Raw genomic sequence first — 25856 nt, 5'->3', positions numbered from 1 at the left:
AGTATGATCAGGGTAGCGATTTTAGCACTGATATTCAGGCCTTATGTCGCAGATTTGTAACGAAGTAAGCAAAGATGGATTGCGGCCGCCTGGCGCTGAAATTATAATAAAAACTCGTTCTGATTTTTATAAAACACTCGTAATGAGGTGATAAATGGCTAACGCAGATCTGGATAAACAGCCCGATTCTGTATCTTCCGTGCTAAAGGTTTTTGGCATTTTGCAGGCGCTGGGAGAAGAGCGTGAAATAGGGATTACCGAGCTGTCTCAGCGCGTCATGATGTCAAAGAGCACCGTTTATCGCTTTTTGCAGACCATGAAAACCCTGGGCTATGTGGCGCAGGAAGGCGAATCAGAGAAGTATTCTCTGACGCTCAAACTGTTTGAACTGGGCGCGCGTGCGTTGCAAAACGTCGATCTTATCCGCAGCGCCGATATCCAGATGCGAGAACTTTCCCGTCTGACCAAAGAGACGGTGCACCTGGGGGCGCTGGATGAAGACAGCATCGTTTACATCCATAAAATCGACTCCATGTACAATCTGCGCATGTACTCCCGAATTGGCCGCCGTAACCCGCTGTACAGTACCGCGATTGGTAAAGTCCTGCTGGCCTGGCGCGACCGTGAGGAAGTGAAGCAAATTCTTGACGGCGTTGAGTATAAACGCAGCACCGAACGTACCATCACCACCACGGAAGCGTTGCTGCCGCTGCTGGATAAGGTGCGCGAGCAGGGCTACGGCGAAGACAATGAAGAACAGGAAGAAGGATTGCGCTGCATCGGGGTGCCGGTATTCGACCGTTTTGGCGTAGTGATCGCCGGTCTCAGCATTTCTTTCCCGACCCTACGTTTCTCTGAAGAACGCTTGCACGAGTATGTTGAAATGCTGCATACCGCCGCACGTAAAATCTCTGAACAAATGGGCTATAACGATTATCCGTTTTGACAATCTACGGATTGAGATGACGCGTTAACGCAACGCGAGACGTGACAAGAAATACAGGGGCAAATCGTTCCTGTATTTCTTATTTGCTTCCTCTCCCGCTTCGGCAGAAGATTAATTATTATCCACCACCACTGCGCTTTTGCGTAGCAGCGGGCAGTTCGTTAAACCAATGATGCCGCTATCAGAATGAATATATTGCGCAGTCGCCGTGCCACGGGCCGTTAAGTATTTACACTGCAGGCCCAATCCGGCTGCGTTCTCCTGGCTGCCGATCAGCACACCATACCCACTCAGTAACAGGCCAATCCAGACCAGCGCAAGCAAAACAATAGCGCGAATAATCAAACGCATTATGACCTCTTTTCTTTTGTTGGTGTGACTGAGCTTAACGGCTACAACTATTGAAACAAGTGAATGATTCCTAAAAGATGCTATTGTCGCTACAGTTAGCCCCGGTTTAAGTAGCGCATGGTAATTTAGCGCCATAAGGTGTTGAAGCGGAGAGTGGAGTGAAAAAGTTTCGATGGGTCATTCTGGTCGTTGTTATACTCGTGTGCCTGCTGCTGTGGGCTCAGGTGTTCAACCTCATGTGCGATCAGGATGTTCAATTCTTCAATGGAATTTGCGCCATCAATAAATTTATCCCCTGGTGATGCCATTTTCGCATCCGTTGATTTCCTTCCTCTGGCGCGGTGGTAGAATAGCGCGTCTATTGTGAGGTGGTGAAATGAACGAAGTTGTAAATTCTGGCGTGCTCAATTTTGCGTCATTGATTGTATCGGTGGGGGTTCTGGTTGTCGGTCTGGTGCTGTGGTTCTTCGTTAACCGCGCCAGCTCTCGAACGAACGAGCAGATAGAACTGCTTGAAGCGTTACTGGAACAACAGAAGCGGCAAAATGCATTGCTGCGCCGCCTCTGTGAAGCCAACGAACCGGAGAAAACCACGGAAGCGCCAAAAGCAGTGAACGACGCAAAAGAGGATGATGGCATCATCCGTCTTGTTGCAGAGCGTTAATCCAGCGGTAAGAACGGGAGTGACGTTGCCTGCCATCGCGTCACTCCTGCATGTCGCTTTTGCAGGCGCACTTTATTTGTGCATTCCCCACCGCTTCGTTATATCCCTTTTTCCTCGTTCTATTAAACTGTTATCGTGCGCTGTCTCGGTATTATATTTTCTTAACCGGGAATAACGTGTTGGTTTTCGTTATGTGATAACGATCGGTTTTATTTTTATCGAAACGTTTCTCTCCCTTTTTTTGTGCATTGTCATCATTCTTTCATTAAATTAGTGCATAAGAAGAGAAGAAAACCCGGCAGGGTAAAATGTTTTGGAATTTATGCAACCCGACATTTTTGCGTTGAAACAATTTATGCATAACAAAGCAGAATTTGTGAAAACGCCGTAAACCAACAAAATGATCGGGGATAAGCTGGCGGTTCTGAAACTCCTGGTCTATGGTTAACAAGTCCTTGTTGCGCAACCGATCCGGCGAAGGCGCTGGAACGCCGCGGGAATATAACGATACGCGTGTTGACGCATAACTGTGCAGATACACCTTATCGTCTCGTGAGATTTGTGCGACGGATCGAGACACGTTTAAAAATGGCTTGCCATAATTAACGTTGTATGTGATAACAGGTTTTGGGTTAAACGAGGTACAGTTCTGTTTATGTGTGGCATTTTCAGTAAAGAAGTCCTGAGTAAACACGTTGTCGTTGAATACCGCTTCTCTGCCGAACCTTATATTAGTGCCTCATGCAGTAATGTCTCAGTTTCATCTAGGTAATGCCTGCGGGCAAAGAAAACACTCTAAGGAATTTTGCAAATGGCAAAGATTAAAGGTCAAGTTAAGTGGTTCAACGAGTCTAAAGGTTTTGGCTTTATTACTCCGGCAGACGGCAGCAAAGATGTGTTTGTACACTTCTCCGCTATCCAGGGTAATGGCTTCAAAACTCTGGCTGAAGGCCAGAACGTTGAGTTCGAAATTCAGGACGGCCAGAAAGGCCCGGCTGCTGTTAACGTAACCGCTATCTGATCGACACCACTGATTTGAAGCGCTCGCGCGCATCACACTCAGATTTAAAGCCTCGCGAATGCGGGGCTTTTTAATTCATAATCCTTCAAAATATTTCAAAACCCTCATCCGTTAGTGGTTTGTTGCAAAGCCGCGACATTATTAGCATTGTTCTCCCCGCTTTCCTTCCGGATTTCTCGTTAAATCAATCACCTGAAAAGAATGAAAGCCGGAGTACAGGTGAAAAAGAAAAATGAAGGGGCGGCGAGAAACTTCACGCCAGCGCGCTTCGCGCTCCTCTGTCTCGCCATATTGCTCAGTCTTGGGCTGCTGCTGGGGCGGGTGGCATGGCTACAAATTGTGACGCCCGACACGCTGGTAAAACAAGAAGATATGCGTTCGTTACGCCATGTGACCACGGCTTCGCCGCGCGGGATGATAACCGACCGGGAAGGTCGTCCGCTGGCGGTCAGCGTTCCGGTCAACGCCGTCTGGGCAGATCCGAAAATGCTGATCGGCAAGGGTGGGGTAGGATATAACGAACGCTGGCAGGCGCTGGCAAAAACGCTGCATCTTTCGCTGAGTACGCTGGCGGCCCGGGTCAATCGCGATCCGTCCAGCCGCTTTCTTTATCTCGCCCGTCAGGTCTCGCCGCAGCAGGCGCAGTGGATCGATAAGCTTAATCTGCCAGGGATCAATTTGCGCGAAGAATCCCGTCGTTTTTATCCCGCAGGTCACGTCGCGGCGAATCTCATCGGCTTTACCAATATCGACGGCCAGGGTATCGAAGGCGTGGAGAAAAGTTTTAACGCGCAGCTGATGGGCAAACCGGGGTCGCGCCTGGTGCGAAAAGATAAGTTTGGTCATGTGATTGAGAACATTACTGAAGTCAGTCCAGTCCCGGCGCACAATTTGCAGCTCAGTATTGATGAGCGGTTGCAAACCATAACGGAAGACGCGCTGGATAACGCCGTCACCTGGAACAAAGCGGAGTCGGGGGCCGCTATTTTAGTGAGCATTGCCACCGGCGAGGTGCTGGCGATGGCGAACTACCCGGACTTTAACCCGAACAATCGTGACGGCGCGGTGCTGGATGATTTCCGAAATCGTGCCATCAGCGACACCTTTGAGCCGGGGTCGACGGTGAAGCCGCTGGTCATTATGACGGCGTTGCAGCAGGGCATAGTGCAGCCGGACAGTGTCATTGATACCCATCCGTTTACCCTCGATGGACATCGCATACGCGACGTAGGATTTTACCCGGAGCTTACGCTGACCGGTATTTTACAGAAGTCGAGTGATACCGGCGTGTCGCATCTGTCATTGGCGATGCCGGTTCAGAGGCTGATCGATACCTATAAAAACTTTGGCTTCGGTCAACCGACAGGGCTGGGACTTACCGGCGAAAGTCGCGGGCTGATGCCGCAGCGCCGCTACTGGAGCGATCTCGATCGGGCGACGTTTGCCTTTGGCTACGGGCTGATGGTCACACCGTTACAACTGGCGCACGTTTACGCCACGATTGGCAGTTTCGGTATCTACCGACCACTCTCTATTACCCGCATAGACCCGCCGGTGATGGGGAAACGGGTAATGCCTCAAGCGCTGGTTAAGCAGGTAGAGCATATGATGGAAAGCGTCGCCTTGCCGGGAGGCGGCGGGACGAAGGCCGCCGTGCGGGATTACCGGGTGGCGGTGAAAACCGGTACCGCCAAGAAGATTGGCGCTGACGGGAAATATGTTGATAAATATGTGGCCTATACCGCCGGTGTCGCGCCAGCAAGCGCGCCGAAATTTGCGCTGGTGGTGGTGATCAACGATCCGCAAAACGGTTCGTATTATGGCGGTGCGGTGTCCGCGCCCGTTTTCAGCCAGATAATGGGGGATGTGCTGCGTCTGGAAAATGTAAAACCGGACGGCATGCCTGCCGATTCCAGTCATCTGCTGGTAATGCATGGCGCGCAGGCGCCTGAGACCACGTGGTGACATATTCTCCCGGGGCGCAAATCGCGCTACACTTGCGCCCTTTAGCAGCCTGCCGGAGTTACTATGTCGTTTTCCTGCCCCCTATGTCACCTGCCCCTTAAGCAGGTGAAGAACAGCTATCTCTGTCCACAGCGTCATCAGTTTGACGTGGCGAAAGAGGGGTATGTGAATCTGCTGCCGGTACAACACAAACGTTCACGCGATCCGGGTGACAGTGCCGAAATGATGCAGGCGCGACGCGCCTTTCTGGACGCGGGGCATTATCAACCGCTGCGTGACGCCGTGGTGGCGCAACTCTGTGGGCGTCTGGACGTTCCGGCCCCGTCGATTCTGGATATCGGCTGCGGGGAGGGGTACTACACCCATGCCTTTGCTGACGCTCTCCCTGCGGCTACCCTTTATGGACTGGACGTCGCGAAGGTGGCCATTAAAGCCGCCGCAAAACGCTATCCGCAGGTCACGTTTTGTGTGGCATCCAGCCATCGCCTGCCGTTTGCCGACGCCAGCCTGAACGCCATTGTCAGGATTTACGCACCGTGTAAGGCCGCCGAACTGGCGCGGGTGGTTAAACCTGGCGGATGGGTGATCACCGCCACGCCAGGGCCGCGTCATTTAATGGAGCTGAAAGGGCTGATCTATAATGACGTGCGTCTTCATGCGCCGCATGCGGAACAGCTGGAAGGATTCACTTTAGTCGAGTCGGTTTCTCTCGCTTACCCCATGTCCCTGAGTGGGCAGGCAGCGGTGGCGTTGTTGCAGATGACGCCATTCGCCTGGCGGGCGAAAGCGGAAGTGTGGACGGCGCTGGCCGACAGAGAGACCTTTGATTGCCAGACGGACTTTAGTCTGCACATCTGGCAACGCGCGGCTTAACCGTGAAAGTGCGTCCAGAGGATCTGGACGCCAATGCCAATCAGGACCAACCCGCCAAGTATTTCGGCCCGTTTACCGAGCAGGGGACCGATAAAACGGCCGACCATCATACCCGTCGTTGACATGATCAGGGTCGCGCAGCCGATAGCCAGCGCGGTGGCAATGATATTGACCTGCAGGAACGCCAGACCTACGCCAACGGCCATCGCGTCGAGGCTGGTGGCGATAGCGGTGGTCACCAGCAACCAGAAACCATGACGGCGCAGGGGTTCTTCATCCTCGTCGTTACCGCCGCGAAGGCCTTCAATCATCATCCGGCCGCCAAGAAAAACCAGCAGGATAAAGGCGATCCAGTGGTTCCACTCCAGCACGAACTTACTTGCCAGCATCCCCAGCCCCCAGCCGATCAGCGGCGTCAGGGTTTCGACCGCGCCGAAAATCAGTCCCGTGCGCAGGGCTTCAGAAAATTTAGGTTTGTGCAGCGTGGCGCCTTTACCAATGGATGCGGCAAATGCATCCATTGACATGCCGAAAGCGAGAATAATTGTGGCGGTGATATTCATGACAGCGTCCTGACCGGGGTTTCCATAAAACACACCACTGCCCCCAGTAAACATGCATGCCGGAACAATGTTCTGTGGCCTGCACAGCAGTTGATGCGCCTATGGTCTCGCCTGACTCAACTGACGATGAGTCCGTACGCGCCACGTTTTGCAACGAGTATGTTGACACGTACATTTCCGGAGTCTGGAAATCGGCTACTCCCCAATGACGGCGCAACCTTAACATATTTTGAGAATATAAAACAACTGCGGGGAAATATTATTTGACTTCTAATTGAAAACGATTTTCATTTGACTTTAAATTTTGAAAAAAACGTTAAAATAAATAACATTTCCGAAGCGGATATATAGCCTGAGCTATGTTTTGATTACCAGGAACACAGTAAAAGATTGCTCAGGCTATAACTGTAACTCACTGAGAAAAAACAAGAAGTTTATATATTTTTTCGAGGTCATCGATATTCCGAACGCGAATGAGTAAGCGCCGTTGCTCTAATTGCATCACCAGAACGCCATCTTCCGATAAATTCATCTCTTTAATCCGGTTATATTCTATCCACACATTGGCGAAGAAAAAGCCTTGCTGCTTGAAGATGATCCTGGGCGCGCGGATCCAGAAAATATAAAAGCCCATCAACGCCAGCGCACATAATAACCAGGTGGTCAGAATTGCCCCATGGCTGGTGACGTTGTTGTAGATCAGAATGGCGAGTAAACCGATGAAAATAACGCTGTCCACGCGTCCCCGACGCAGCAGGGGGATAGCAAGCAGAGTGGGGCCGTTGCGGCGGGGCATGATGAACTGATCGTAAATCGCGTATGCCAGTAACGCGGCGATAAAGAAAACCAGCACCAGGTCCGTGATCGACATCTGTCCTCCAGAGAAAATAAAAACGGGGCCGTTTGGCCCCGGTAGTGTACAACAGTCTTACTGGCCCAGCAGGCCGACGGCGTAACCTGCGATACCGATGACGAAGAAGCCAACGATAATCCACAGCGGGTTAACTTTCTTACGCAGCAGCCACATACAGGCGAAGGTCAGCAGCAGCGGCACCAGGCCCGGCATCAACTGGTCGAGGATGGTCTGAACAGTGGTGACGCGGGTCTGTCCGTCCTGACCGGTGATCGTGGAAACCACCAGTGGAATATTGACGTGCGTCCACTTGTTCACCAACGCCCCCATGACAAACAGGCCGAGGATTGACGCCCCCTCAGTCAGTTTTTGCAGGAAGCCGCCGCCCATATCCTTAACGATATCGACGCCTTTACGGTAACCGTAGGCCACGCCGTAGTAGCGGGTCGCCAGGCGCACCAGGTTAAACAGAATGAAGAACAGCAGCGGACCAAGCAGGCTTCCGCTCATCGCGATCCCGGCGCCTAATGCCGCGAATACCGGACGTACGGTACCCCAGAAAATCGGGTCGCCGACGCCCGCCAGCGGTCCCATCAGACCGACTTTGATACCGTTGATCGCGCCATCGTCAATCTCTGCGCCGTTGGCGCGCTGTTCTTCCATCGCCAGCGTTACGCCGAGAACCGGTGCGGCAACGTACGGATGGGTATTAAAGAATTCCAGGTGACGTTTGATGGCCTGCTTACGCGCATCGTTGTTCTCCGGATACAGACGGCGAATGGCCGGTACCATGGAGAAGCAGAAACCCAGCGCCTGCATACGTTCGAAGTTCCATGAACCCTGAAACAGGTTAGAACGGATGAACACGCCACGAATGTCACTCTGAGTGAGTTTTTTCTCGGTGGTAGTTTTAGTCATATCAACCATTTCGTTCACCTGTTAGTCCAGTTCGTTATCGAGATCGTTGTTACCCGCGGCCTGTACTGGCGCACCTGCGACACGGTTATATTTCGGGCTCAACTGAATGTAGAGGATGGCCATGACCGCGCCAATCACACCCAGAGCAACCAGGTTGAAGTTAGTAAACGCCGCAGTGACGAAGCCGAGGTAGAAGAACGGCATCAGATAGCCTGCGCGCATCATATTGATGACCATCGCGTAACCGACGACCACAATCATGCCGCCGGCGATGTTCAGACCGCCTGTCACCACTTCCGGAATCGCGTTCAGCATGCCCTGAACTTCGCTGGTGCCTACGGAGATCGCCACGATCACCGCCGGGATAGCGATACGCATCGCCTGCAGGAACAGGGAGGAAACGTGTAGCCAGGAGAGCGCCGTCAGGTTGCCGCTTTCCGCGGCTTTATCCGCAGCGTGCTGGAATGCGACAGTGATGGTACGAACGATAATGGTCAGCACCTGGCCTGCCGCGGCCAGCGGGATCGCCAGCGCAATACCGGCGCCAATGCTTTGATGACCCGCGATAACCAGAACGGTCGAGATAATAGAGGCCAGTGCGGCATCCGGTGCGACCGCAGCACCGATGTTCATCCAGCCCAGCGCGATCATTTCCAGGGTACCACCGATGATAATACCGGTTTTCATATCCCCGAGAACGGCGCCAATGAGCGTACAGGCCACCAGTGGGCGGTGGAACTGAAATTCATCAAGTACCGACTCCATACCCGCGATACATGCGACGATGAACACCAGCACAATCTGAAGAGTGGTAATCTCCATTGTACTTCTCCTATTGCTATACAGACATATGTGTGAAAGCTAATTAAATGCCGGTGGTTACTTGCCCACTTTGGCGATCAAATCCATCATTTTCAGTTTTGGATCGGTGGAAACTTTCCGCGCTTCAAGTTCAATACCGCGCGCGTTGAGTTTATTGAAGGCTTCGATATCTTTCGCATCGACGGAGATTGCGTTGTTCACCTGGGTTTTACCCTGACGGAAAGCCATACCGCCAATGTTGACAGAGGTGATCTTCACGCCGCCTTCCACAATACGTTCAACGTCGGTCGGGTTAGTGAACAGCAGCATCACACGCTCGCCGGCATATTTCGGGTTGTTGTAAACGCGAATCATCTTGGCGACGTCAACCACATGGGCCGTCACGCCGGGCGGTGCGACCTGGGTTAACAGGGTTTTACGCACGGTATCCGCAGCCACTTCGTCGCTGACGACGATAATGCGGGTCACGTTCGTTTCTTTAGTCCAGCGGGTCGCCACCTGACCGTGGATTAAACGGTCATCGATGCGCGCAAGGCCAATCACCATATAATCATTTGGTCCCATCGGCTTCGCGGGGGCCGCCGCTTTAGGCGCAGCGGCGACAGGCGCAGGCGCCGCCGTTTCAACCGGTTTCGCTTTCAGCGCTTTCACGCCTTCGCGACCGGTTTCGACAGCAAGCTGCACCAGCTCGTCAAAGCTCGGGTTGTCGTCTCGCGCCATAAAGGTTTCAACCAGCATAGGAATATTGACGCCAGCGATCACTTCGTAATGCTCTTTGTCGACGACAATGCGGCTGGCAGCGTTAAACGGACTGCCGCCCCACGTATCGACGAGAAACAGCACGCCGTTGCTGGTGTCGAGTTTTGCTAGCTGAGCGTTGTACTTTTCGATCAGTGTCTCAGCGTTTTCACCAGGAACGAAATCGATCCAGCCGACGTTTTCCTGCTCGCCTAACAACATCTCTGCTGTTTTGAGTAACTGCTCTGCAGCCCAACCATGTGTGCCTATCACAATAGCAATGGTCACTTGCTACCTCCTTTATTATCGTTAACACATCATTCAGTAAGATGTATTTGAATCGTCGTCCGCAATCGAATCGATTCAGATAAGGGTTACAATGAAAAAGCAATGAGTTTCGTGAATTATTTTAGATATCGAAAAAAATATTTTATGTGATGAAGATCCGTAATTTAGCTTTCGCCGATGAGAAATTTCGTAGAGTAAAATATCCCCGTTACATTTCTTTGCAAAGGAAGGTAAATCTTTGCCAAAAATGCATTCTCTCTGTTATGTTTAACGTCCGTTTAACTTATCAGGAGTATAGGGCACCAGCCCGCTATATGGATCGTCACCGACGTCATTTCACTTTCAGGCCGCAACGCGCCTGCCAGTCTGGCATTTCGTGTCACACTTTTCGTCTGCATATTGCCGTATCGCCTGTTAACCATTCCTTAAGCAGGAGCTTGTCATGGAATTCTTAATGGACCCTTCAATTTGGGCGGGTTTGCTCACGCTCGTCGTTCTTGAAATTGTTCTGGGTATCGATAACCTGGTCTTTATTGCAATTCTTGCGGATAAGCTGCCGCCAAAGCAGCGTGACAAAGCGCGCCTTATCGGTTTATCGCTCGCGCTGATTATGCGCCTGGCGCTACTGTCCATCATTTCCTGGATGGTGACCCTGACCAAACCGCTGTTCTCCGTTATGGATTTCACCTTCTCTGGCCGCGACCTGATTATGCTGCTGGGGGGGATATTCCTGCTGTTCAAGGCGACAACAGAACTGCATGAACGGCTGGAAAACCGTGAGCACGATTCAGGGCATGGAAAAGGCTACGCCAGTTTCTGGGTGGTGGTCACGCAGATCGTTATTCTTGACGCCGTGTTCTCACTTGATGCGGTGATTACCGCGGTCGGTATGGTGAACCATCTGCCAGTGATGATGGCGGCCGTGGTGATCGCCATGGCGGTAATGCTGCTGGCGTCGAAGCCGCTGACCCGTTTCGTCAACCAGCACCCAACGGTGGTGGTGCTCTGTCTCAGCTTCCTGCTGATGATCGGTCTTAGCCTCGTGGCGGAAGGTTTTGGTTTCCATATACCGAAAGGGTATCTGTACGCGGCGATTGGTTTCTCGATCATCATTGAGGTGTTTAATCAGATTGCGCGTCGCAACTTCATTCGCCATCAGTCAACGTTACCGCTGCGCGCCCGTACCGCCGACGCCATCCTGCGTTTGATGGGCGGTAAACGCCAGGCTGCCGTGGCCCATGAGCCGGACAGCCAGACAGCGGTGCCCATTCCGGAAGGCGCATTTGCGGAAGAAGAACGCTATATGATTAACGGCGTCCTGACCCTGGCCCAGCGCTCGCTGCGCGGTATCATGACGCCGCGCGGGGAAATCAGTTGGGTGGACGCGAACCTGAGCGTGAATGAAATTCGCGAGCAACTGCTTTCTTCGCCGCATAGCCTGTTCCCGGTGTGCCGTGGCGAACTGGATGAGATCATTGGTATCGTGCGGGCGAAAGAATTGTTGGTGGCGCTGGAAGAGGGCGTTGACGTGGCGGCGATCGCCTCGGCTTCGCCTGCGATAGTGGTCCCGGAAACGCTGGATCCTATCAACCTGCTCGGCGTACTGCGCCGCGCCCGCGGCAGTTTTGTGATCGTCACCAACGAGTTTGGCGTCGTACAGGGGCTGGTGACGCCGCTGGACGTGCTGGAAGCTATCGCCGGAGAGTTCCCGGATGCTGACGAAACGCCGGAAATCACCGCTGACGGTAACGGCTGGTTAGTGAAAGGCGGCACCGATCTCCACGCGTTGCAACAGGCGCTGGCGGTGGACAATTTGGTTAATGAGGATGAAGATATCGCGACGGTGGCCGGTCTGGTGATTGCTGCGAAGGGACACATCCCCCATGTTGGAGAGGTGGTTGAGGTCGCCCCGCTCAGCATTACCATTGTCGACGCTAACGACTATCGCGTGGATCTGGTGCGAATTGTTAAAGAGCAGCCTGCGCACGATGAAGAGGAGTAATCGCCTCTAGCGCAGCGGTATCACGGGCGTCATGCGCCCGTTATGCCTGGCGGGAGGCGGCAGGCTTCCCGCCAGCCACTGCGGAAAATCACGCAGCGGCATGGGTTTCGCATAAAGATAGCCTTGCAGCAAATGCACGCCATGACGGCGCAAATACTGCGCCTGTTCCTGCGTTTCCACTCCTTCCGCGACCAGTTCAATGTTCAGTCGTTGCCCGAGGGCGATAATAATGTCGGTCACCGTCGAGTTAACGGCGTCGGTGCCAATGGCATGGGTGAACGACTTATCAATTTTCAGCACGTCCGGGCGCAGCTTTTCCAGCCATGACAGCGAGCTATTACCGGTGCCGAAATCATCGATCGCCAGTTTGATATGCTGGCGCTGCATTTCGCGAACGGTACGATAGTCCACATCCCGCAGGGCATCGCGTTCCGTTAGTTCAATAACCAGTTGCTGCACAGGCTGTGCGCTGAACCAGTACTGGTCCAGATCCCTCTGTAGCTCACCCTTATGAAAGTGGCTGGCGGCAACGTTGATGCCGATATGAAACTGGTGGCTCATCGGGAAAAAATGCCGTTGCCGAATGGTTTCCGCTATCACATACCGGGTCAACGGCGCGATGAGATGATGTTCTTCCGCGATAGGAATAAACACGTCCGGTGAGATCCAGCCCTGACGGGGGTTATTCCAGCGCAGCAAGATTTCCACTCCTGTACACTGCTGCGTGTGCGCGCCCAGTAGCGGCTGGCAGAACAGTTCAAACTCCCGCTGGGCGATGGCGAGGTTAATTTCCCAGGAGAAACTCACCCGGTTGGCAGTGACCAGCCACATGAGATACCCCACCAGCAGGCTTAGCAGGAGGGCCAGCGGCAACTGGGTCGGTAACGTCCTCAACGCCAGCGCCTCTGCACCCGGGCCGGTGACGCTGATGGTAAAGGGAAAGTGCTGCGAGTGATGTTGATAGCGCTCATCTCCATCGAGAGGAGGCAGAGTAGCGACGACACCCTTACCGTAAAGGAGATGGCGGTTGCCGACCGTCAGACTGGCGTGGGTAATTTGCGGTTTTCGCGGCTCCAGCAATAAAGAGATGAGCAGGTCGATGTTTATCACCTCCAGCAGGCCGTCTTTGCCATCGGGCGAAGCGGGATACCACTGGATCAGAATAGGGGTGCCAGCAATAAGTACCGCGTCTGTGGAAAGCAACAGCCTGGCATCCGCAACTGGGAGATCGGGCTGAAGCTGGCGGATCGGAACATCGCGCAGGCCAAGCACGCTGGAGCAATACAGCACGCCGTTTCGCACCAGCGCGATAGCCCGTACCGTTTGCAGCCGGGCGACCTCTTTACGTAAAGGCAGGTGCGCCGAGGCGCAGGGAAGCCCAATTAAAGGCAGCAGATTGTCGCGTCCGTTTTGCAGGGGACGGAGGATCTCATCCAGTGAGGCCACCGCGCGGGAGGCAAAGGTGGCGGTGCGCTGCTGATTTAAATTCCGCTCCGAAATAAATCGAACGCTCAGCGTCAGAATGAGTGTCGCCAGCGCACAAAGCGTGCAAAGAATAAAACGTCTGCGGCGATATTTTTTTATGATCCGTTGTGCTGTCTGCATGCAGGCCACCCGAAAACCGTCGGCCAGAAAAGCCAACCGTAACAGAGCAAGTGTAGTGGGGAAAATGCGGGCCGACGAGAGAGGGCAAAAAATTTCGCCCATCCGTGGCAGATGGGCGAAAGGAAAATTATGCGTGTGAGTGGGCGGGCTTAGTCACACTGCACTTTGATCGCCAGACCGCCGCGAGAGGTTTCCCGGTATTTCGCGTTCATGTCTTTACCGGTTTCGTACATCGTTTCGATGACTTTATCCAGCGAGACGCGGGGCGCGCTGGTACGGCGCATGGCCATCCGCGCAGCGTTGATCGCTTTGACCGAGGCAATGGCGTTCCGCTCGATGCACGGAACCTGAACCTGACCGGCAACCGGATCGCAGGTCAGCCCCAGGTTATGCTCCATGCCGATTTCCGCGGCAACGCATACCTGCTCCGGACTGGCGCCCAGCAGTTCCGCCAGGCCTGCGGCAGCCATTGAACACGCCACGCCGACTTCACCCTGACAGCCCACTTCCGCGCCGGAAATGGAGGCGTTCATTTTATACAGCGCGCCGATCGCTCCGGCCGCCAGGAAGTAGCGGGTATAGATATCCGGGCTGACGGACTCAATAAAGTGATCGTAATAGGCCAGCACAGCAGGCACGATCCCGCACGCCCCGTTTGTCGGCGCGGTAACCACGCGCCCACCGGCAGCGTTTTCTTCGTTGACCGCGAGAGCAAACATGTTCACCCAGTCAATCACGTTCATCGGATCGCTGGACAGCTTGTCGCTGGAAACCAGCATCCGGCGCAGCGCGGAAGCACGGCGCGGTACGCGTAACGGCCCCGGCAGCACGCCTTCGGTGTTCATCCCGCGATCGATACAGGCCTGCATGGTCTGCCAGACGTGACCAAAATAGTCTTCGATCTCTTTCTTGCTGTGCAGCGCCAGTTCGTTTTGCATGGCCAGCCCTGAAAGCGACAGACCGGTGCTGTTGCAAAAGCCCAGCAGTTCGGTAGCCGATTTGAACGGATACGGCACACTGACTTCACCGGCGGCGTCCTGACCGAAATGTTCTTCATCGACGATAAATCCCCCGCCGATAGAATAATACGTTTTGCTGTAGACAACGTTATCCCCGCTGTAGGCGTGGATCTGCATGCCGTTTTCATGCAGCGGCAGGTTGCCATTGTGAAAACGCATCCCGTCATTTTGCGGGAAGTCGACTTCATGCTGGCCTTGCGCCAGCAGCAGGCGACCGCGATTTTCAACATCGCGAATGAAACCCGGAATGCTGTCAATATCTACGGTGGCAGGTTCGTTGCCTGCCAGGCCCATAATAATGGCGATATCGGTGTGGTGACCTTTACCCGTGAGCGACAGTGAACCATACACGTCGACGGCAACACGGGTAACGCTATCCAGTAATCCTTTTTCGACCAGGTCATCGACGAACTGTTTACCCGCCTTCATAGGCCCTACAGTATGGGAAGATGAGGGACCAATCCCCACCTTAAACATGTCGAATAGACTAATCACGATAATACTCCTGACAGGGTGACTGGAAACTTCCAGAAACGATGTAATAACTGCGCATAGTGTAAGAGGGAACGTCGGCATCAGCTTAACTATTCACATGAATTAAACTAATGATTAACCGCGTTTTTACTAATGTTGTGACGGGAGTTTCAGGTTGTGTTGTTTGCGCGTAAAGATAAGTATAGCTTGCGGGACTTGAGGGGGGTAATTTCCCTGCCGGTGTAACAGATACCCTTTTCAGATTACAGGATATCTCTCCATGTAACCCTGCAGAAGGGTTCCGTTCGCCCCATGTTCTGTGCCACTCAGGGCATCTGACCTCCGCAGCGGCGGGCAGATGCTCAGCCCATCACAGCGAAACTCATCTCCCTGAAAAGCAGAGCGTGGCAGCGATGATCCGGTCCGGCGTGAAAATCGATGAGCCGTTGACGGCTGACCGGGGCCGCCCGCAGGGAAGCGGGCGGAGGGGGCGGCCTGCGGGGAGGCAGGCTCGCCCCCGACCCGACAGGCCGACGGCAAAAGGCGAATGCACCACGCAGTGGCGATTTTCCCTGCCGGGAGCCTGGGTTGCAAGGGAGGCGGCGGCGAGCCTCCCTTGCGCGTTCACGGGTGCTGAAAGTTCAGAGGAGCACTGCCCGTATGGGGAACGCAACCTGTTGCCGGTGTAACAGATATCCTGTTCAGATCGCAGGATATCTCATCATGCAACCTGTTGCCGGTGTGACAGCTACCCTTTCAGATTACAGGATATCTCTCCATGTAACCCTGCAGAAGGGTTCCGTTCGCCCCATGTTCTGTGCCTCTCAGGGTGCCCGTCTCCCGCGAACGTGTTAAGGGCGTTCTCCGCCACGCCCTTAACAATCCCGGCTCCCGGTCGGAAAATTGCCGCTTCGCGGTGCCCTCCGCTTATTCCTTCAGGCTGTCGGGTCGGGGGTGACGCAGCGTCCCTGCTGCGCACCCCCTGAAGCCGCCTCCCTGCGGCTTCCCCCGGCCTTACGGAAACACGTCGGCAATTTTCAGCCGGACCATCCACACCTGACCTCCACAGCGGCGGGCAGGGGATAACAGCATCAACCAGAACCGTAAACCTGTTAGGGTACAGCGCCAGCTGCTCATCACAGCGAAACTCATCTCCCTGAAAAGCAGAGCGTGGCAGCGATGATCCGGTCCGGCGTGAAAATCGATGAGCCGTTGACGGCTGACCGGGGCCGCCCGCAGGGAAGCGGGCGGAGGGGGCGGCCTGCGGGGAGGCAGGCTCGCCCCCGACCCGACAGGCAGACGGCAAAAGGCGAATGCACCACGCAGTGGCGATTTTCCCTGCCGGGAGCCTGGGTTGCAAGGGAGGCGGCGGCGAGCCTCCCTTGCGCGTTCACGGGTGCTGAAAGTTCAGAGGAGCACTGCCCGTATGGGGAACGCAACCTGTTGCCGGTGTAACAGATATCCTTTTCAGATCGCAGGATGTCTCTCCATGCAACCTGTTGCCGGTGTGACAGATATCCTGTTCAGCTCGCAGGATGTCTCATCATGCAACCTGTTGCCGGTGTGACAGATATCCTTTTCAGATCGCAGGCTGTATTTTCCGTTTGACCATGCGCCATAACCCTACGGCTTCACGCCAATCTGCAATGCCAGTTCACGAATGATGCCCGCGGTCATACCCCAGACGAAATAATGCTCATACCATGACAGCCATACGCGGTGAGAATCGCCTCGACGGTAAACGTCCAGTGGATGGTAGCGCCCCAGATGCAGCGCCTGTGCCAGCGGCATTTCAAACACAGCCGATACCTCATCCTCACTGGCGCGATAAGGTAGGTTTGGCGGGATCACGCCCACCACTGGCGTCACCTGGTACCCGGTGACGCTATCCACGGGCGGCAAAACGCCAATCACTTCCACCACTTCCGGCGGAATAGCCACCTCTTCCTGCGCTTCACGCAGAGCGGCGGCGATAAGCGACACATCAGTACTGTCTACCGCGCCGCCGGGAAAGGCCACCTGTCCGGCATGCTTGCGCAGATGCACGGAACGCTGGGTCAGTAGCAGCCCGGGCTGAGGACGACGCACCACCGGAATGAGAACCGCAGCCTGGCGCTGATTGAGCGACGCACGATTGATCTGCGGTCGCAAAAGTTGGAAGCGTGATAAAAAATCATCCAGCGTCAGGCCTGTGTTTTCCACGGGTTAGTTCTCCAGTTGATGCAAAATACGGTTCACTTTATCAAACGTTTCCTGATATTCCGCCTGTTCCTCGCTATCGGCCACAATGCCGCCTCCGGCAGAGCAGTATAGCTGACCGTTAACCGCTGTGAGGGTGCGAATAGTAATGCTGGTGTCCATATTGCCGCACACGCTCAGGTAGCCGATGCTGCCGCACCAGGCGTTGCGGCGATGGGGTTCCAGTTCATCGATAATCTCCATCGCCCGCACTTTTGGCGCGCCGGTAATGGAGCCGCCCGGGAACGCAGCGCGAAGGAGATCCGTGGCGTGGCGCGTCGCGGGCAGTTGCGCGGTGATGGTGCTGACCAGGTGATGCACCGCCGGAAACGGTTCAACGACAAACAGTTCCGGCACTTTCACCGTGCCGGGAATCGCCACGCGGCCGATGTCATTACGCATCAGGTCGACGATCATCAGATTTTCGGCGCGATCTTTTGCCGAATGCGCCAGTCTTTGCGCCTGTTGGCGGTCGGCCTGCGCGTCCGACAGTCGTGGCAGGGTTCCCTTGATCGGCCGGGTCTGAATTTCGCCCTTATCCAGCAACATAAAGCGTTCCGGCGACAGGCTCAGAATCGCCCCTTCGTCAAGACGTATAAAGGCGCTGAACGGCGCGCGGTTGGCCTGATTAAGCTGCGTAAAGGCCAGCCATTCATCCCCCTGATACGCCGCCTGAAAACGCTGCGCCAGATTCACCTGATAACAATCGCCGCTGTGCAGGTACGCCTGCACCTGACGGAATTTTTCCCCATACTGTTCGCGGCTCATATTCGACTGCCAGCCGGAGGTCAGCGCAAACGGCGTCCGGGCGGGGGAACGCTGGCTTTTCAGCCAGTCGTAGCGTGCCTGTACGTCGGTATGGCTGAGCAGCGTCACCGTGTGGCGGTGATGATCGACAATCAGCGTCCAGTCGTAAATGCCAATCGCCATTTCCGCAAGAGGAATATCCTGCTGCGCAATAGACGGCAATGACTCAAAACGTCGCCCAAGGTCGTAGCCGAATAATCCCAGCGCGCCGCCCTGAAACGGAAGCGCGTCATTAGGCGACGGATGAAGCTGCAGCGTATCCAGCGCCGTTTGCAGCAACGCCAGCGGATCGTCGTGGCTGTCGCGAACGCCATTCGCGTCGCGGATTTGGGTTGCGTCGCCGTGGGTGGTGAGCGTACAGCATGGATCGGCCACCACGATATCAAAACGGCTGTGCGGATGATTCGCATGGCCGGAATGCAGCAGCATCGCCCAGGGTAAATGGCTTAGCGGGGCAAAATAGTATTCGGCGGCGTCCTGACGCCAGGGGAGCGTAATAATCGCGGGAGATAACGTCTTCATTGATCCTGACTGTACTGGCTATGTGACGGGTTGCATGAAATAATTAGCGCAGACAATTTAGCAGGAGCTGACGATGTTTGCAGGTTTACCTTCACTCAGCCACGAGCAGCAGCAGAAAGCGGTTGAACGAATCCAGGAACTGATGTCCCAGGGCATGAGCAGCGGTCAGGCTATTGCGCTGGTGGCGGAAGAACTACGCGCCACGCATACCGGCGAACGGATCGTGGCGCGTTTTGACGATGAAGACGAATAGCGACTCAGACCGCCGCGATAATCTTTATCTCAACTTTATATTTCGGGTTCATTAATCCAGCCTGCACCGTGCAGCGCACCGGAGCGTGTCCGGCAACGACCCAGGCGTCCCAGGCTTTGTTCATCGCCGCAAAATCGCTTTTATCCGCCAGGAAAATGGTTGCATCAAGAATACGTGACTTGCTGCTGCCCTGCTGCGCCAGTGCGGCGTCGATCTGCGCCAGCGTATTGGCCGTCTGTTCAAACGCATCGGCGTCCAGATTCGACGGCACGCCGGTGTAGTACAGCGTGTTGTTGTGGATCACCACATCGGACCAGCGGTCTTCGGCATCAATACGAATAATCGTCATACATTCTTCCTCTTTAACGTTCTGCATACGCGGGCAAACTGCCATATTGTCAGGGCGTCGACATTTCTTCAACTGGCGTAAGACTCTCCGGCCTGACATAATCCCTGTTCAAATTAACAGGGGGTAGTGTGACGGACGATTTTGCACCAGAAGGTCAGCTGGCTAAAGCGATACCGGGTTTTAAACCGCGCGAACCACAGCGACAGATGGCGGTAGCCGTCACACAGGCCATTAAACGTGCGCAGCCGCTGGTGGTGGAAGCCGGGACGGGGACGGGGAAAACCTACGCCTACCTCGCGCCAGCATTGCGCGCGAAAAAGAAAGTGATTATCTCTACGGGGTCGAAGGCCTTGCAGGATCAGCTGTACAGCCGCGATCTGCCGACGGTAGCAAAAGCGCTACAGTACAGCGGCAAACTGGCTCTGCTGAAAGGGCGTTCAAACTATCTTTGCCTCGAACGCCTGGAGCAACAGGCGCTGGCGGGGGGAGACCTGCCGGTGCAGACCTTAAGCGATGTGATCCTGCTGCGCTCCTGGTCGAACCAGACCGTAGATGGCGATATCAGTACCTGCGTCAGCGTAGCCGAAGATTCCCAGGCCTGGCCGTTGGTTACCAGCACTAACGATAACTGCCTCGGTAGCGACTGTCCTCTGTATAAAGACTGCTTCGTGGTAAAAGCGCGTAAAAAAGCGATGGAGGCGGATGTCGTGGTGGTGAACCATCATCTGTTTCTCGCTGACATGGTGGTCAAAGAGAGCGGTTTTGGCGAACTGATCCCGGAGGCGGAAGTGATGATTTTCGACGAAGCCCACCAGCTTCCGGACATTGCCAGCCAGTATTTCGGACAATCGCTTTCCAGTCGCCAACTGATGGATCTGGCGAAAGATATTACCATTGCCTATCGTACCGAGCTGAAAGACACCCAGCAGTTGCAAAAATGTGCCGACCGTCTGGCGCAAAGCGCGCAGGATTTTCGCCTGCAGCTGGGCGAACCGGGGTATCGCGGCAATCTGCGCGAATTGCTGGCAGATCCGCGCGTGCAGCGTGCCTTTTTACTGCTCGATGACACCCTCGAGTTATGTTATGACGTGGCGAAGCTGTCGCTTGGCCGCTCGGCGCTGCTTGACGCCGCCTTTGAGCGCGCCACCCTCTACCGGGCGCGCCTGAAGCGGCTGAAAGAGATCAATCAACCCGGTTACAGCTACTGGTACGAATGCACGTCGCGCAATTTTACCCTTGCGCTGACCCCGTTGACCGTGGCGGACAAATTCAAAGAGGTGATGGAGCAGAAGCCGGGGAGTTGGATCTTCACCTCCGCCACGCTGTCGGTGAACGACGACCTCCACCATTTTACCGCACGTCTGGGTATTGAGCAGGCGGAATCGATGCTGCTGCCCAGCCCATTTGACTACAGCCGTCAGGCATTGCTCTGCGTGCCGCGCAATCTGCCGCAAACCAACCAGCCGGGCGCGGCGCGCCAACTGGCGGCAATGTTAAGACCGATCATCGAAGCCAATAATGGGCGCTGTTTTATGCTCTGTACTTCTCACGCCATGATGCGCGACCTGGCGGAGCAGTTTCGCGCGACCATGACGCTGCCGGTACTGCTGCAAGGCGAAACCAGTAAAGGCCAGCTGTTACAGCAGTTCGTCAGCGCCGGTAATGCCCTGCTGGTGGCGACCAGCAGTTTCTGGGAAGGGGTGGATGTGCGCGGCGATACGCTGTCGTTGGTGATTATCGACAAGCTGCCGTTTACCTCGCCGGACGATCCGCTGCTGAAAGCGCGAATGGAAGACTGTCGACTGCGTGGCGGCGATCCGTTTGACGAGGTGCAATTACCCGATGCGGTGATCACCCTGAAACAGGGCGTAGGCCGCCTGATCCGCGATGCCGACGATCGCGGCGTGCTGGTGATTTGCGACAACCGGCTGGTAATGCGCCCCTATGGCGCGACGTTTCTGGCCAGTCTGCCGCCCGCGCCGCGTACCCGGGATATCGCCCGCGCGGTCCGTTTTCTCGCCATGCCTTCAGCGGAGTAATTTACGCTGGAGTATGGTAAGATGCGGGCCATTTTATTGATCTAAGCACGAAAACCCATGCGAATTCTGGCTATCGATACCGCCACAGAAGCCTGTTCTGTCGCTCTGTGGAACGACGGTTCCCTCACGGCTCATTTTGAGCTTTGTCCACGCGAACACACGCAACGTATCCTGCCCATGGTGCAGGACATCCTGACCCAAAGCGGCCTTTCACTCACTGAACTTGACGCGCTGGCCTTTGGACGCGGGCCGGGCAGTTTTACCGGCGTGCGTATTGGTATTGGCATTGCGCAGGGGCTGGCCCTGGGGGCGGAACTGCCGATGATTGGCGTCTCCACGCTGGCGACAATGGCGCAGGGCGCCTGGCGCAAAAGCGGCGCAACCCGCGTACTGGCGGCCATTGACGCGCGCATGGGCGAAGTCTACTGGGCTGAGTATCAGCGTGACGAAGACGGCCTCTGGCACGGCGAAGAAACGGAAGCGGTGCTCAAACCGGAGCAGGTGGAAGAACGGCTGCAGCAGCTCGACGGCGAATGGGTTACCGTGGGAACCGGCTGGCCTGCGTGGCCCGATCTCGGTAAACAGAGCGCTCTGGCGCTGCGTGACGGCGGTATTTTGCTGCCCGCAGCGGAAGACATGCTTCCTGTTGCCCGCCAATTGTTGGCGGCAGGAAAAACGGTCGCTGTTGAACACGCCGAACCGGTTTATTTACGTAACAACGTGGCCTGGAAGAAACTTCCGGGCAAAGAATGAATCTCAGTAGTATGTATGCCCTGGAAATGCACTGGAACTTCGGGGCAGTGCGCTGAGAAAAGGAGTCGCAGTATGGCGGTTCAAAAACAAGTTGTTAAAAATCTGCTGGCGGGCGCGATCGTGCTGATGCTCAGCGGGTGTGTGACCGTTCCGGATGCCATCAAAGGCACCAGCCCGACGCCGCAGGACGATCTGATGCGGGTGATGAATGCCCCGCAGCTGTACGTTGGTCAGGAAGCGCGATTTGGCGGTAAGGTGGTGGATATACAAAACCAGCAGGGCAAAACCCGACTGGAAATCGCTACCGTCCCGCTGGACAGCGGCGCGCGCCCGATCCTTGGCGAGCCGTCACGCGGACGTATTTATGCTAACGTGAACGGCTTTCTTGATCCGGTCGATTTTCGCGGTCAGTTAGTGACGGTCGTCGGGCCGATCACCGGCAGCGTGGCGGGAAAAGTCGGCAACACGCCGTATAACTTCATGACCATGGACGTGACGGGCTACAAGCGCTGGCGTATCGCTCAACAGGTCGTCATGCCGCCGCAGCCTATCGACCCATGGTTCTATGGCGGACGAGGCTGGCCCTATGGCTACGGCGGCTGGGGGTGGTATAACCCTGGGCCTGCTCAGGTTCAGACGATAGTCACAGAGTAACCCTTTGTATTATCAGTAAAAGAAACAGCGGCACGTCCGCTGTTTCTGCGTTAGTCATGTCATAAGAAAAATAAATAGTGACGCGCTTCGCAACCTTTTCGTTGAGTAATTAATAAACTGGTACGCTGAGTTAATATTATGTTAACGGCTTGTTTATTATCTGGGGTTGCGATGACGACGAACACTCATTTTAGAGGTGATGCAGTGAAGAAGGTTTGGTTAAACCGTTATCCCGCGGATGTGCCTGCGGAGATCAATCCTGACCGTTATCAATCCCTGGTAGAACTGTTTGTGCATGCTGTCGCGCGTTACGCCGATCAGCCCGCGTTCGTTAATATGGGGGAGGTGATGACCTTCCGCAAGCTGGAAGAGCGGAGCAGGGCGTTTGCGGCCTATTTGCAGGAAGGGCTGGGTCTGAAAAAGGGCGATCGCGTCGCGCTAATGATGCCAAACCTGTTGCAGTATCCCGTCGCGCTGTTTGGCATTCTGCGTGCCGGGATGATCGTGGTGAACGTCAACCCGCTATACACGCCGCGCGAGCTGGAGCATCAGCTCAACGACAGCGGCGCGGCGGCGATCGTCATTGTCTCGAACTTCGCCCACACCCTGGAAAAAGTGGTTGAGAAAACTCAGGTTCAACACGTTATTCTGACCCGCATGGGCGACCAGCTGTCGACGGCGAAAGGGACGCTGGTGAACTTTGTGGTCAAATACATCAAACGTCTGGTGCCAAAGTACCATCTGCCGGATGCCATCTCGTTTCGCAGCGCGCTACATGCGGGCTACCGCATGCAGTACGTGAAGCCGGAAGTGGTGTCTGAGGATTTGGCTTTCCTGCAATATACCGGCGGCACGACCGGCGTGGCGAAAGGCGCGATGCTCACCCATCGCAATATGCTGGCTAACCTTGAACAGGTGAAAGCGACCTATGGACCGCTCCTGCATCCGGGGAAAGAGCTGGTGGTGACCGCACTGCCGCTGTACCACATATTCGCGTTGACCATGAACTGCCTGCTGTTTATCGAACTGGGCGGACAGAACCTGCTGATTACCAACCCGCGCGATATTCCGGGGCTGGTGAAAGAGCTGGCAAAGTACCCGTTTACCGCCATGACCGGCGTGAACACCCTGTTTAACGCGTTGCTGAATAATAAAGAGTTCCAGCAACTGGATTTCTCCTCCCTGCATCTTTCCGCCGGCGGGGGTATGCCGGTGCAGCAGGCGGTAGCTGAACGCTGGGTGAAACTGACCGGGCAGTATCTGCTCGAAGGCTATGGCCTGACCGAATGCGCGCCGCTGGTCAGCGTGAACCCGCATGATATTGACTATCACAGCGGCAGCATCGGGTTGCCGGTGCCGTCTACCGAAGCTAAGCTGGTGGATGATGATGATAACGAAGTGCCGCCGGATCAGCCTGGCGAACTGTGCGTCAAAGGTCCGCAGGTGATGCTCGGTTACTGGCAGCGTCCGGATGCGACCGACGAGATCATCAAGGACGGCTGGCTGCATACGGGTGATATCGCGGTGATGGACGATGAGGGTTTTTTGCGCATTGTCGACCGTAAGAAAGACATGATTCTGGTCTCAGGTTTCAACGTTTATCCAAACGAGATCGAAGATGTTGTGATGCAGCATCCGGGAGTCCTGGAGGTCGCGGCCGTCGGCGTACCGTCCGGCAGCAGCGGCGAAGCGGTGAGGATTTTCGTGGTGAAAAAAGATCCGTCATTAACGGACGAGGCGCTGGTGACTTTCTGCCGCCGCCAGTTAACCGGCTATAAGGTGCCGAAGCTGGTGGAGTTCCGCGATGAATTGCCAAAATCCAATGTCGGAAAAATTTTACGTCGAGAATTGCGTGACGAAGCCCGCGCCAAAGTAGACAATAAAGGCTGAGCGTTAAGCAACACGTCAAGCGCCGGATAATCCGGCGTTTTTTTTGGCGTAAAACAAAGAGAAAGCAATTTGAATTACCAAATGATCACCACTGACGACGCGCTGGCGACCCTCTGTGAGGCGGTTCGCGCGTTTCCTGCCATCGCCCTTGATACCGAATTCGTTCGTACGCGCACCTATTACCCGCAGTTAGGGCTTATCCAGTTGTTCGACGGCGAACATGTTGCGCTAATCGATCCGCATGGCATCACCGACTGGTCGCCGCTGAAGGCGATTTTACGCGATACCGCTATCACGAAATATCTGCACGCAGGCAGTGAAGATCTGGAAGTGTTTCTGAATGCCTTTGGCGAGCTGCCGCAGCCGCTGATCGACACGCAAATTCTGGCGGCTTTCTGCGGTCGCCCGCTGTCGTGGGGTTTTGCCTCAATGGTCGAAGAGTTTAGCGGCGTGGCGCTCGACAAAAGCGAGTCGCGGACCGACTGGCTGGCGCGTCCTCTGACGGAACGCCAGTGTGAATATGCGGCGGCGGACGTATGGTATCTGTTGCCGATCGCCGGAAAACTGATGGCGGAAACCGAAGCTGCTGGTTGGCTGCCCGCAGCGCTGGACGAATGCCGTCTGATGCAGCAACGTCGTCAGGAGATTCTGGCGCCGGAAGAGGCGTGGCGTGATATCACCAATGCCTGGCAACTGCGTACCCGCCAGTTGGCCTGTCTGCAGCTGCTTGCCGACTGGCGGTTGCGCAAGGCGCGCGAGCGCGATCTGGCGGTGAACTTCGTGGTGCGTGAAGAACATCTGTGGTCGGTGGCGCGCTATATGCCCGGCAGCATGGGGGAACTCGACAGCCTCGGGCTTTCCGGCAGTGAAATTCGCTTCCATGGCAAGACGCTGCTCGCGCTGGTTGCCAAAGCGCAGGCGTTACCCGAGGAGGCGCTGCCAGCGCCGCTGCTTAACCTGATCGACATGCCCGGCTATCGGAAAGCGTTTAAAGATATTAAAGCGCTGATTGCCGGAGTGAGCGCCGGGCATAACGTCAGCGCCGAACTGCTGGCGTCACGCCGCCAGATCAACCAGTTGCTTAACTGGCACTGGCAGCTCAAACCGCAAAACGGCGAGCCAGAACTGATCTCCGGTTGGCGCGGCGAGTTGATGGCCGCGCAGCTTCATGCGCTGCTGGCGGAGTATCCGCGTCAGGGCTAATGTCAGCCCGCTCCGGCTGGACATCCGCCAGCCGGTCGCGCTGTAC

General features: G+C 55.3%; 25 protein-coding genes and 1 riboswitch. Of the genes, 14 read left to right on the top strand and 11 right to left on the bottom strand.

Annotated elements, in window-relative coordinates:
• Positions 1–154: 154 nt before the first annotated feature.
• The gene (gene kdgR, locus HVX72_RS12555) at positions 155–946 is read left to right on the top strand and encodes a DNA-binding transcriptional regulator KdgR (protein WP_042287810.1); all 792 of its coding nucleotides are present in this window, start codon (positions 155–157) and stop codon (positions 944–946) included.
• Positions 947–1057: 111 nt separating this feature from the next.
• Here the strand turns inward: kdgR and HVX72_RS12550 are convergent, their stop codons facing one another.
• Entirely contained in the window at positions 1058–1297 is a 240-nt protein-coding gene (locus HVX72_RS12550) for a YobH family protein (protein WP_181821474.1), read from the bottom strand.
• A gap of 158 nt (positions 1298–1455) precedes the next feature.
• Here HVX72_RS12550 and mgrB point away from each other — a divergent pair, with 158 nt between their 5' ends.
• From mgrB to rlmA, 6 genes are all read left to right on the top strand, one after another.
• Complete coding sequence (gene mgrB, locus HVX72_RS12545; protein ID WP_181821473.1) at positions 1456–1599, top strand: PhoP/PhoQ regulator MgrB; 144 nt, start codon at positions 1456–1458, stop codon at positions 1597–1599.
• A 74-nt stretch (positions 1600–1673) separates the two neighbouring features.
• The gene (locus HVX72_RS12540; protein ID WP_042287801.1) at positions 1674–1961 is read left to right on the top strand and encodes a YebO family protein; all 288 of its coding nucleotides are present in this window, start codon (positions 1674–1676) and stop codon (positions 1959–1961) included.
• 655 nt (positions 1962–2616) lie between these two features.
• Entirely contained in the window at positions 2617–2733 is a 117-nt protein-coding gene (locus HVX72_RS12535; RefSeq protein ID WP_042287799.1) for a DUF2627 domain-containing protein, read from the top strand.
• Between the two features lie 39 nt (positions 2734–2772).
• Positions 2773–2982: a transcription antiterminator/RNA stability regulator CspE gene (gene cspE / locus HVX72_RS12530; RefSeq protein WP_001062678.1), complete on the top strand. Its 210-nt coding sequence runs from the start codon at positions 2773–2775 to the stop codon at positions 2980–2982.
• A gap of 219 nt (positions 2983–3201) precedes the next feature.
• Positions 3202–4947 carry a peptidoglycan glycosyltransferase FtsI gene (gene ftsI / locus HVX72_RS12525; RefSeq protein WP_181821472.1) on the top strand — a complete coding sequence of 582 codons (1746 nt, stop codon included), beginning with the start codon at positions 3202–3204 and terminating at the stop codon, positions 4945–4947.
• Between the two features lie 63 nt (positions 4948–5010).
• A complete protein-coding gene (gene rlmA, locus HVX72_RS12520) occupies positions 5011–5820 on the top strand; it encodes a 23S rRNA (guanine(745)-N(1))-methyltransferase (protein ID WP_060569599.1) in 810 nt (269 codons plus the stop codon).
• Here the strand turns inward: rlmA and mntP are convergent.
• The 5 genes from mntP to manX all read right to left on the bottom strand — a co-directional run bounded on the left by mntP (position 5817) and on the right by manX (position 10002).
• Entirely contained in the window at positions 5817–6383 is a 567-nt protein-coding gene (gene mntP / locus HVX72_RS12515) for a manganese efflux pump MntP (protein WP_181821471.1), read from the bottom strand. The genes rlmA and mntP overlap by 4 nt on opposite strands.
• A gap of 113 nt (positions 6384–6496) precedes the next feature.
• A riboswitch (yybP-ykoY riboswitch) is annotated at positions 6497–6599 on the bottom strand.
• 196 nt (positions 6600–6795) lie between these two features.
• Positions 6796–7254, bottom strand: a complete 459-nt coding sequence (locus HVX72_RS12510) for a DUF986 family protein (RefSeq protein ID WP_181821470.1) — start codon at positions 7252–7254, stop codon at positions 6796–6798.
• Between the two features lie 57 nt (positions 7255–7311).
• On the bottom strand, positions 7312–8163 hold the full coding sequence (locus tag HVX72_RS12505) for a PTS mannose transporter subunit IID (RefSeq protein WP_024132703.1): 852 nt from the start codon (positions 8161–8163) through the stop codon (positions 7312–7314).
• Between the two features lie 12 nt (positions 8164–8175).
• Positions 8176–8976, bottom strand: a complete 801-nt coding sequence (locus HVX72_RS12500; protein WP_042287787.1) for a PTS mannose/fructose/sorbose transporter subunit IIC — start codon at positions 8974–8976, stop codon at positions 8176–8178.
• A gap of 57 nt (positions 8977–9033) precedes the next feature.
• A complete protein-coding gene (gene manX / locus HVX72_RS12495) occupies positions 9034–10002 on the bottom strand; it encodes a PTS mannose transporter subunit IIAB (protein WP_042287785.1) in 969 nt (322 codons plus the stop codon).
• Between the two features lie 442 nt (positions 10003–10444).
• Between manX and yoaE the strand changes: the two genes are divergently transcribed.
• Positions 10445–12004 (top strand): CNNM family cation transport protein YoaE, encoded by a 1560-nt coding sequence (gene yoaE, locus HVX72_RS12490; RefSeq protein ID WP_042287780.1) that lies wholly within the window; start codon positions 10445–10447, stop codon positions 12002–12004.
• 6 nt (positions 12005–12010) lie between these two features.
• Here the strand turns inward: yoaE and HVX72_RS12485 are convergent, their stop codons facing one another.
• The 4 genes from HVX72_RS12485 to pabB all read right to left on the bottom strand — a co-directional run bounded on the left by HVX72_RS12485 (position 12011) and on the right by pabB (position 18669).
• On the bottom strand, positions 12011–13609 hold the full coding sequence (locus HVX72_RS12485; RefSeq protein ID WP_181821469.1) for an EAL domain-containing protein: 1599 nt from the start codon (positions 13607–13609) through the stop codon (positions 12011–12013).
• A gap of 149 nt (positions 13610–13758) precedes the next feature.
• Positions 13759–15123, bottom strand: coding sequence for an L-serine ammonia-lyase (gene sdaA, locus HVX72_RS12480; RefSeq protein ID WP_042287775.1), 1365 nt, complete (start codon positions 15121–15123; stop codon positions 13759–13761).
• Between the two features lie 1602 nt (positions 15124–16725).
• Entirely contained in the window at positions 16726–17304 is a 579-nt protein-coding gene (locus HVX72_RS12475) for a CoA pyrophosphatase (protein WP_042287729.1), read from the bottom strand.
• 3 nt (positions 17305–17307) lie between these two features.
• Positions 17308–18669: an aminodeoxychorismate synthase component 1 gene (gene pabB / locus HVX72_RS12470; protein ID WP_042287727.1), complete on the bottom strand. Its 1362-nt coding sequence runs from the start codon at positions 18667–18669 to the stop codon at positions 17308–17310.
• 73 nt (positions 18670–18742) lie between these two features.
• Here pabB and HVX72_RS12465 point away from each other — a divergent pair, with 73 nt between their 5' ends.
• Positions 18743–18922, top strand: coding sequence for a YoaH family protein (locus HVX72_RS12465; RefSeq protein WP_042287725.1), 180 nt, complete (start codon positions 18743–18745; stop codon positions 18920–18922).
• Positions 18923–18926: 4 nt separating this feature from the next.
• On the opposite strand, the gene HVX72_RS12460 is transcribed toward HVX72_RS12465, so the two are convergent.
• Entirely contained in the window at positions 18927–19271 is a 345-nt protein-coding gene (locus HVX72_RS12460) for a RidA family protein (RefSeq protein ID WP_060569604.1), read from the bottom strand.
• A gap of 128 nt (positions 19272–19399) precedes the next feature.
• On the opposite strand from HVX72_RS12460, the gene HVX72_RS12455 reads away from it, so the two are divergent.
• The 5 genes from HVX72_RS12455 (at position 19400) to rnd (ending at position 25810) form a co-directional block, all read left to right on the top strand.
• On the top strand, positions 19400–21310 hold the full coding sequence (locus tag HVX72_RS12455) for an ATP-dependent DNA helicase (RefSeq protein ID WP_042287723.1): 1911 nt from the start codon (positions 19400–19402) through the stop codon (positions 21308–21310).
• Between the two features lie 57 nt (positions 21311–21367).
• A complete protein-coding gene (gene tsaB, locus HVX72_RS12450) occupies positions 21368–22063 on the top strand; it encodes a tRNA (adenosine(37)-N6)-threonylcarbamoyltransferase complex dimerization subunit type 1 TsaB (protein ID WP_181821468.1) in 696 nt (231 codons plus the stop codon).
• Positions 22064–22135: 72 nt separating this feature from the next.
• The gene (locus HVX72_RS12445; protein WP_060569606.1) at positions 22136–22717 is read left to right on the top strand and encodes a Slp family lipoprotein; all 582 of its coding nucleotides are present in this window, start codon (positions 22136–22138) and stop codon (positions 22715–22717) included.
• A gap of 204 nt (positions 22718–22921) precedes the next feature.
• Positions 22922–24607: a long-chain-fatty-acid--CoA ligase FadD gene (gene fadD / locus HVX72_RS12440; protein WP_181821467.1), complete on the top strand. Its 1686-nt coding sequence runs from the start codon at positions 22922–22924 to the stop codon at positions 24605–24607.
• Between the two features lie 69 nt (positions 24608–24676).
• Complete coding sequence (gene rnd, locus HVX72_RS12435; RefSeq protein ID WP_181821466.1) at positions 24677–25810, top strand: ribonuclease D; 1134 nt, start codon at positions 24677–24679, stop codon at positions 25808–25810.
• The last annotated feature ends 46 nt before the right edge of the window (positions 25811–25856 follow it).

It is taken from the genome of Citrobacter sp. RHB21-C05, assembly GCF_013889015.1.
Classification (GTDB): Bacteria; Pseudomonadota; Gammaproteobacteria; order Enterobacterales; family Enterobacteriaceae; genus Citrobacter_A; species Citrobacter_A sedlakii.
The sequence above is the reverse complement of the archived record's forward strand: the minus strand, read 5'-3'. Positions and strand labels throughout refer to the sequence as shown.

Excerpts from the sequence above, each read along its gene's own strand:
- HVX72_RS12550 (WP_181821474.1), bottom strand. The coding sequence starts at position 1,297 with ATGCGTTTGATTATTCGCGCTATTGTTTTGCTTGCGCTGGTCTGGATT.
- HVX72_RS12505 (WP_024132703.1), bottom strand. The coding sequence starts at position 8,163 with ATGGTTGATATGACTAAAACTACCACCGAGAAAAAACTCACTCAGAGT.
- HVX72_RS12540 (WP_042287801.1), top strand. The coding sequence starts at position 1,674 with ATGAACGAAGTTGTAAATTCTGGCGTGCTCAATTTTGCGTCATTGATT.
- cspE (WP_001062678.1), top strand. The coding sequence starts at position 2,773 with ATGGCAAAGATTAAAGGTCAAGTTAAGTGGTTCAACGAGTCTAAAGGT.
- HVX72_RS12510 (WP_181821470.1), bottom strand. The coding sequence starts at position 7,254 with ATGTCGATCACGGACCTGGTGCTGGTTTTCTTTATCGCCGCGTTACTG.
- HVX72_RS12500 (WP_042287787.1), bottom strand. The coding sequence starts at position 8,976 with ATGGAGATTACCACTCTTCAGATTGTGCTGGTGTTCATCGTCGCATGT.
- HVX72_RS12460 (WP_060569604.1), bottom strand. The coding sequence starts at position 19,271 with ATGACGATTATTCGTATTGATGCCGAAGACCGCTGGTCCGATGTGGTG.
- mntP (WP_181821471.1), bottom strand. The coding sequence starts at position 6,383 with ATGAATATCACCGCCACAATTATTCTCGCTTTCGGCATGTCAATGGAT.
- pabB (WP_042287727.1), bottom strand. The coding sequence starts at position 18,669 with ATGAAGACGTTATCTCCCGCGATTATTACGCTCCCCTGGCGTCAGGAC.
- kdgR (WP_042287810.1), top strand. The coding sequence starts at position 155 with ATGGCTAACGCAGATCTGGATAAACAGCCCGATTCTGTATCTTCCGTG.
- rlmA (WP_060569599.1), top strand. The coding sequence starts at position 5,011 with ATGTCGTTTTCCTGCCCCCTATGTCACCTGCCCCTTAAGCAGGTGAAG.
- HVX72_RS12535 (WP_042287799.1), top strand. The coding sequence starts at position 2,617 with ATGTGTGGCATTTTCAGTAAAGAAGTCCTGAGTAAACACGTTGTCGTT.
- HVX72_RS12465 (WP_042287725.1), top strand. The coding sequence starts at position 18,743 with ATGTTTGCAGGTTTACCTTCACTCAGCCACGAGCAGCAGCAGAAAGCG.
- HVX72_RS12485 (WP_181821469.1), bottom strand. The coding sequence starts at position 13,609 with ATGCAGACAGCACAACGGATCATAAAAAAATATCGCCGCAGACGTTTT.
- tsaB (WP_181821468.1), top strand. The coding sequence starts at position 21,368 with ATGCGAATTCTGGCTATCGATACCGCCACAGAAGCCTGTTCTGTCGCT.
- yoaE (WP_042287780.1), top strand. The coding sequence starts at position 10,445 with ATGGAATTCTTAATGGACCCTTCAATTTGGGCGGGTTTGCTCACGCTC.
- HVX72_RS12445 (WP_060569606.1), top strand. The coding sequence starts at position 22,136 with ATGGCGGTTCAAAAACAAGTTGTTAAAAATCTGCTGGCGGGCGCGATC.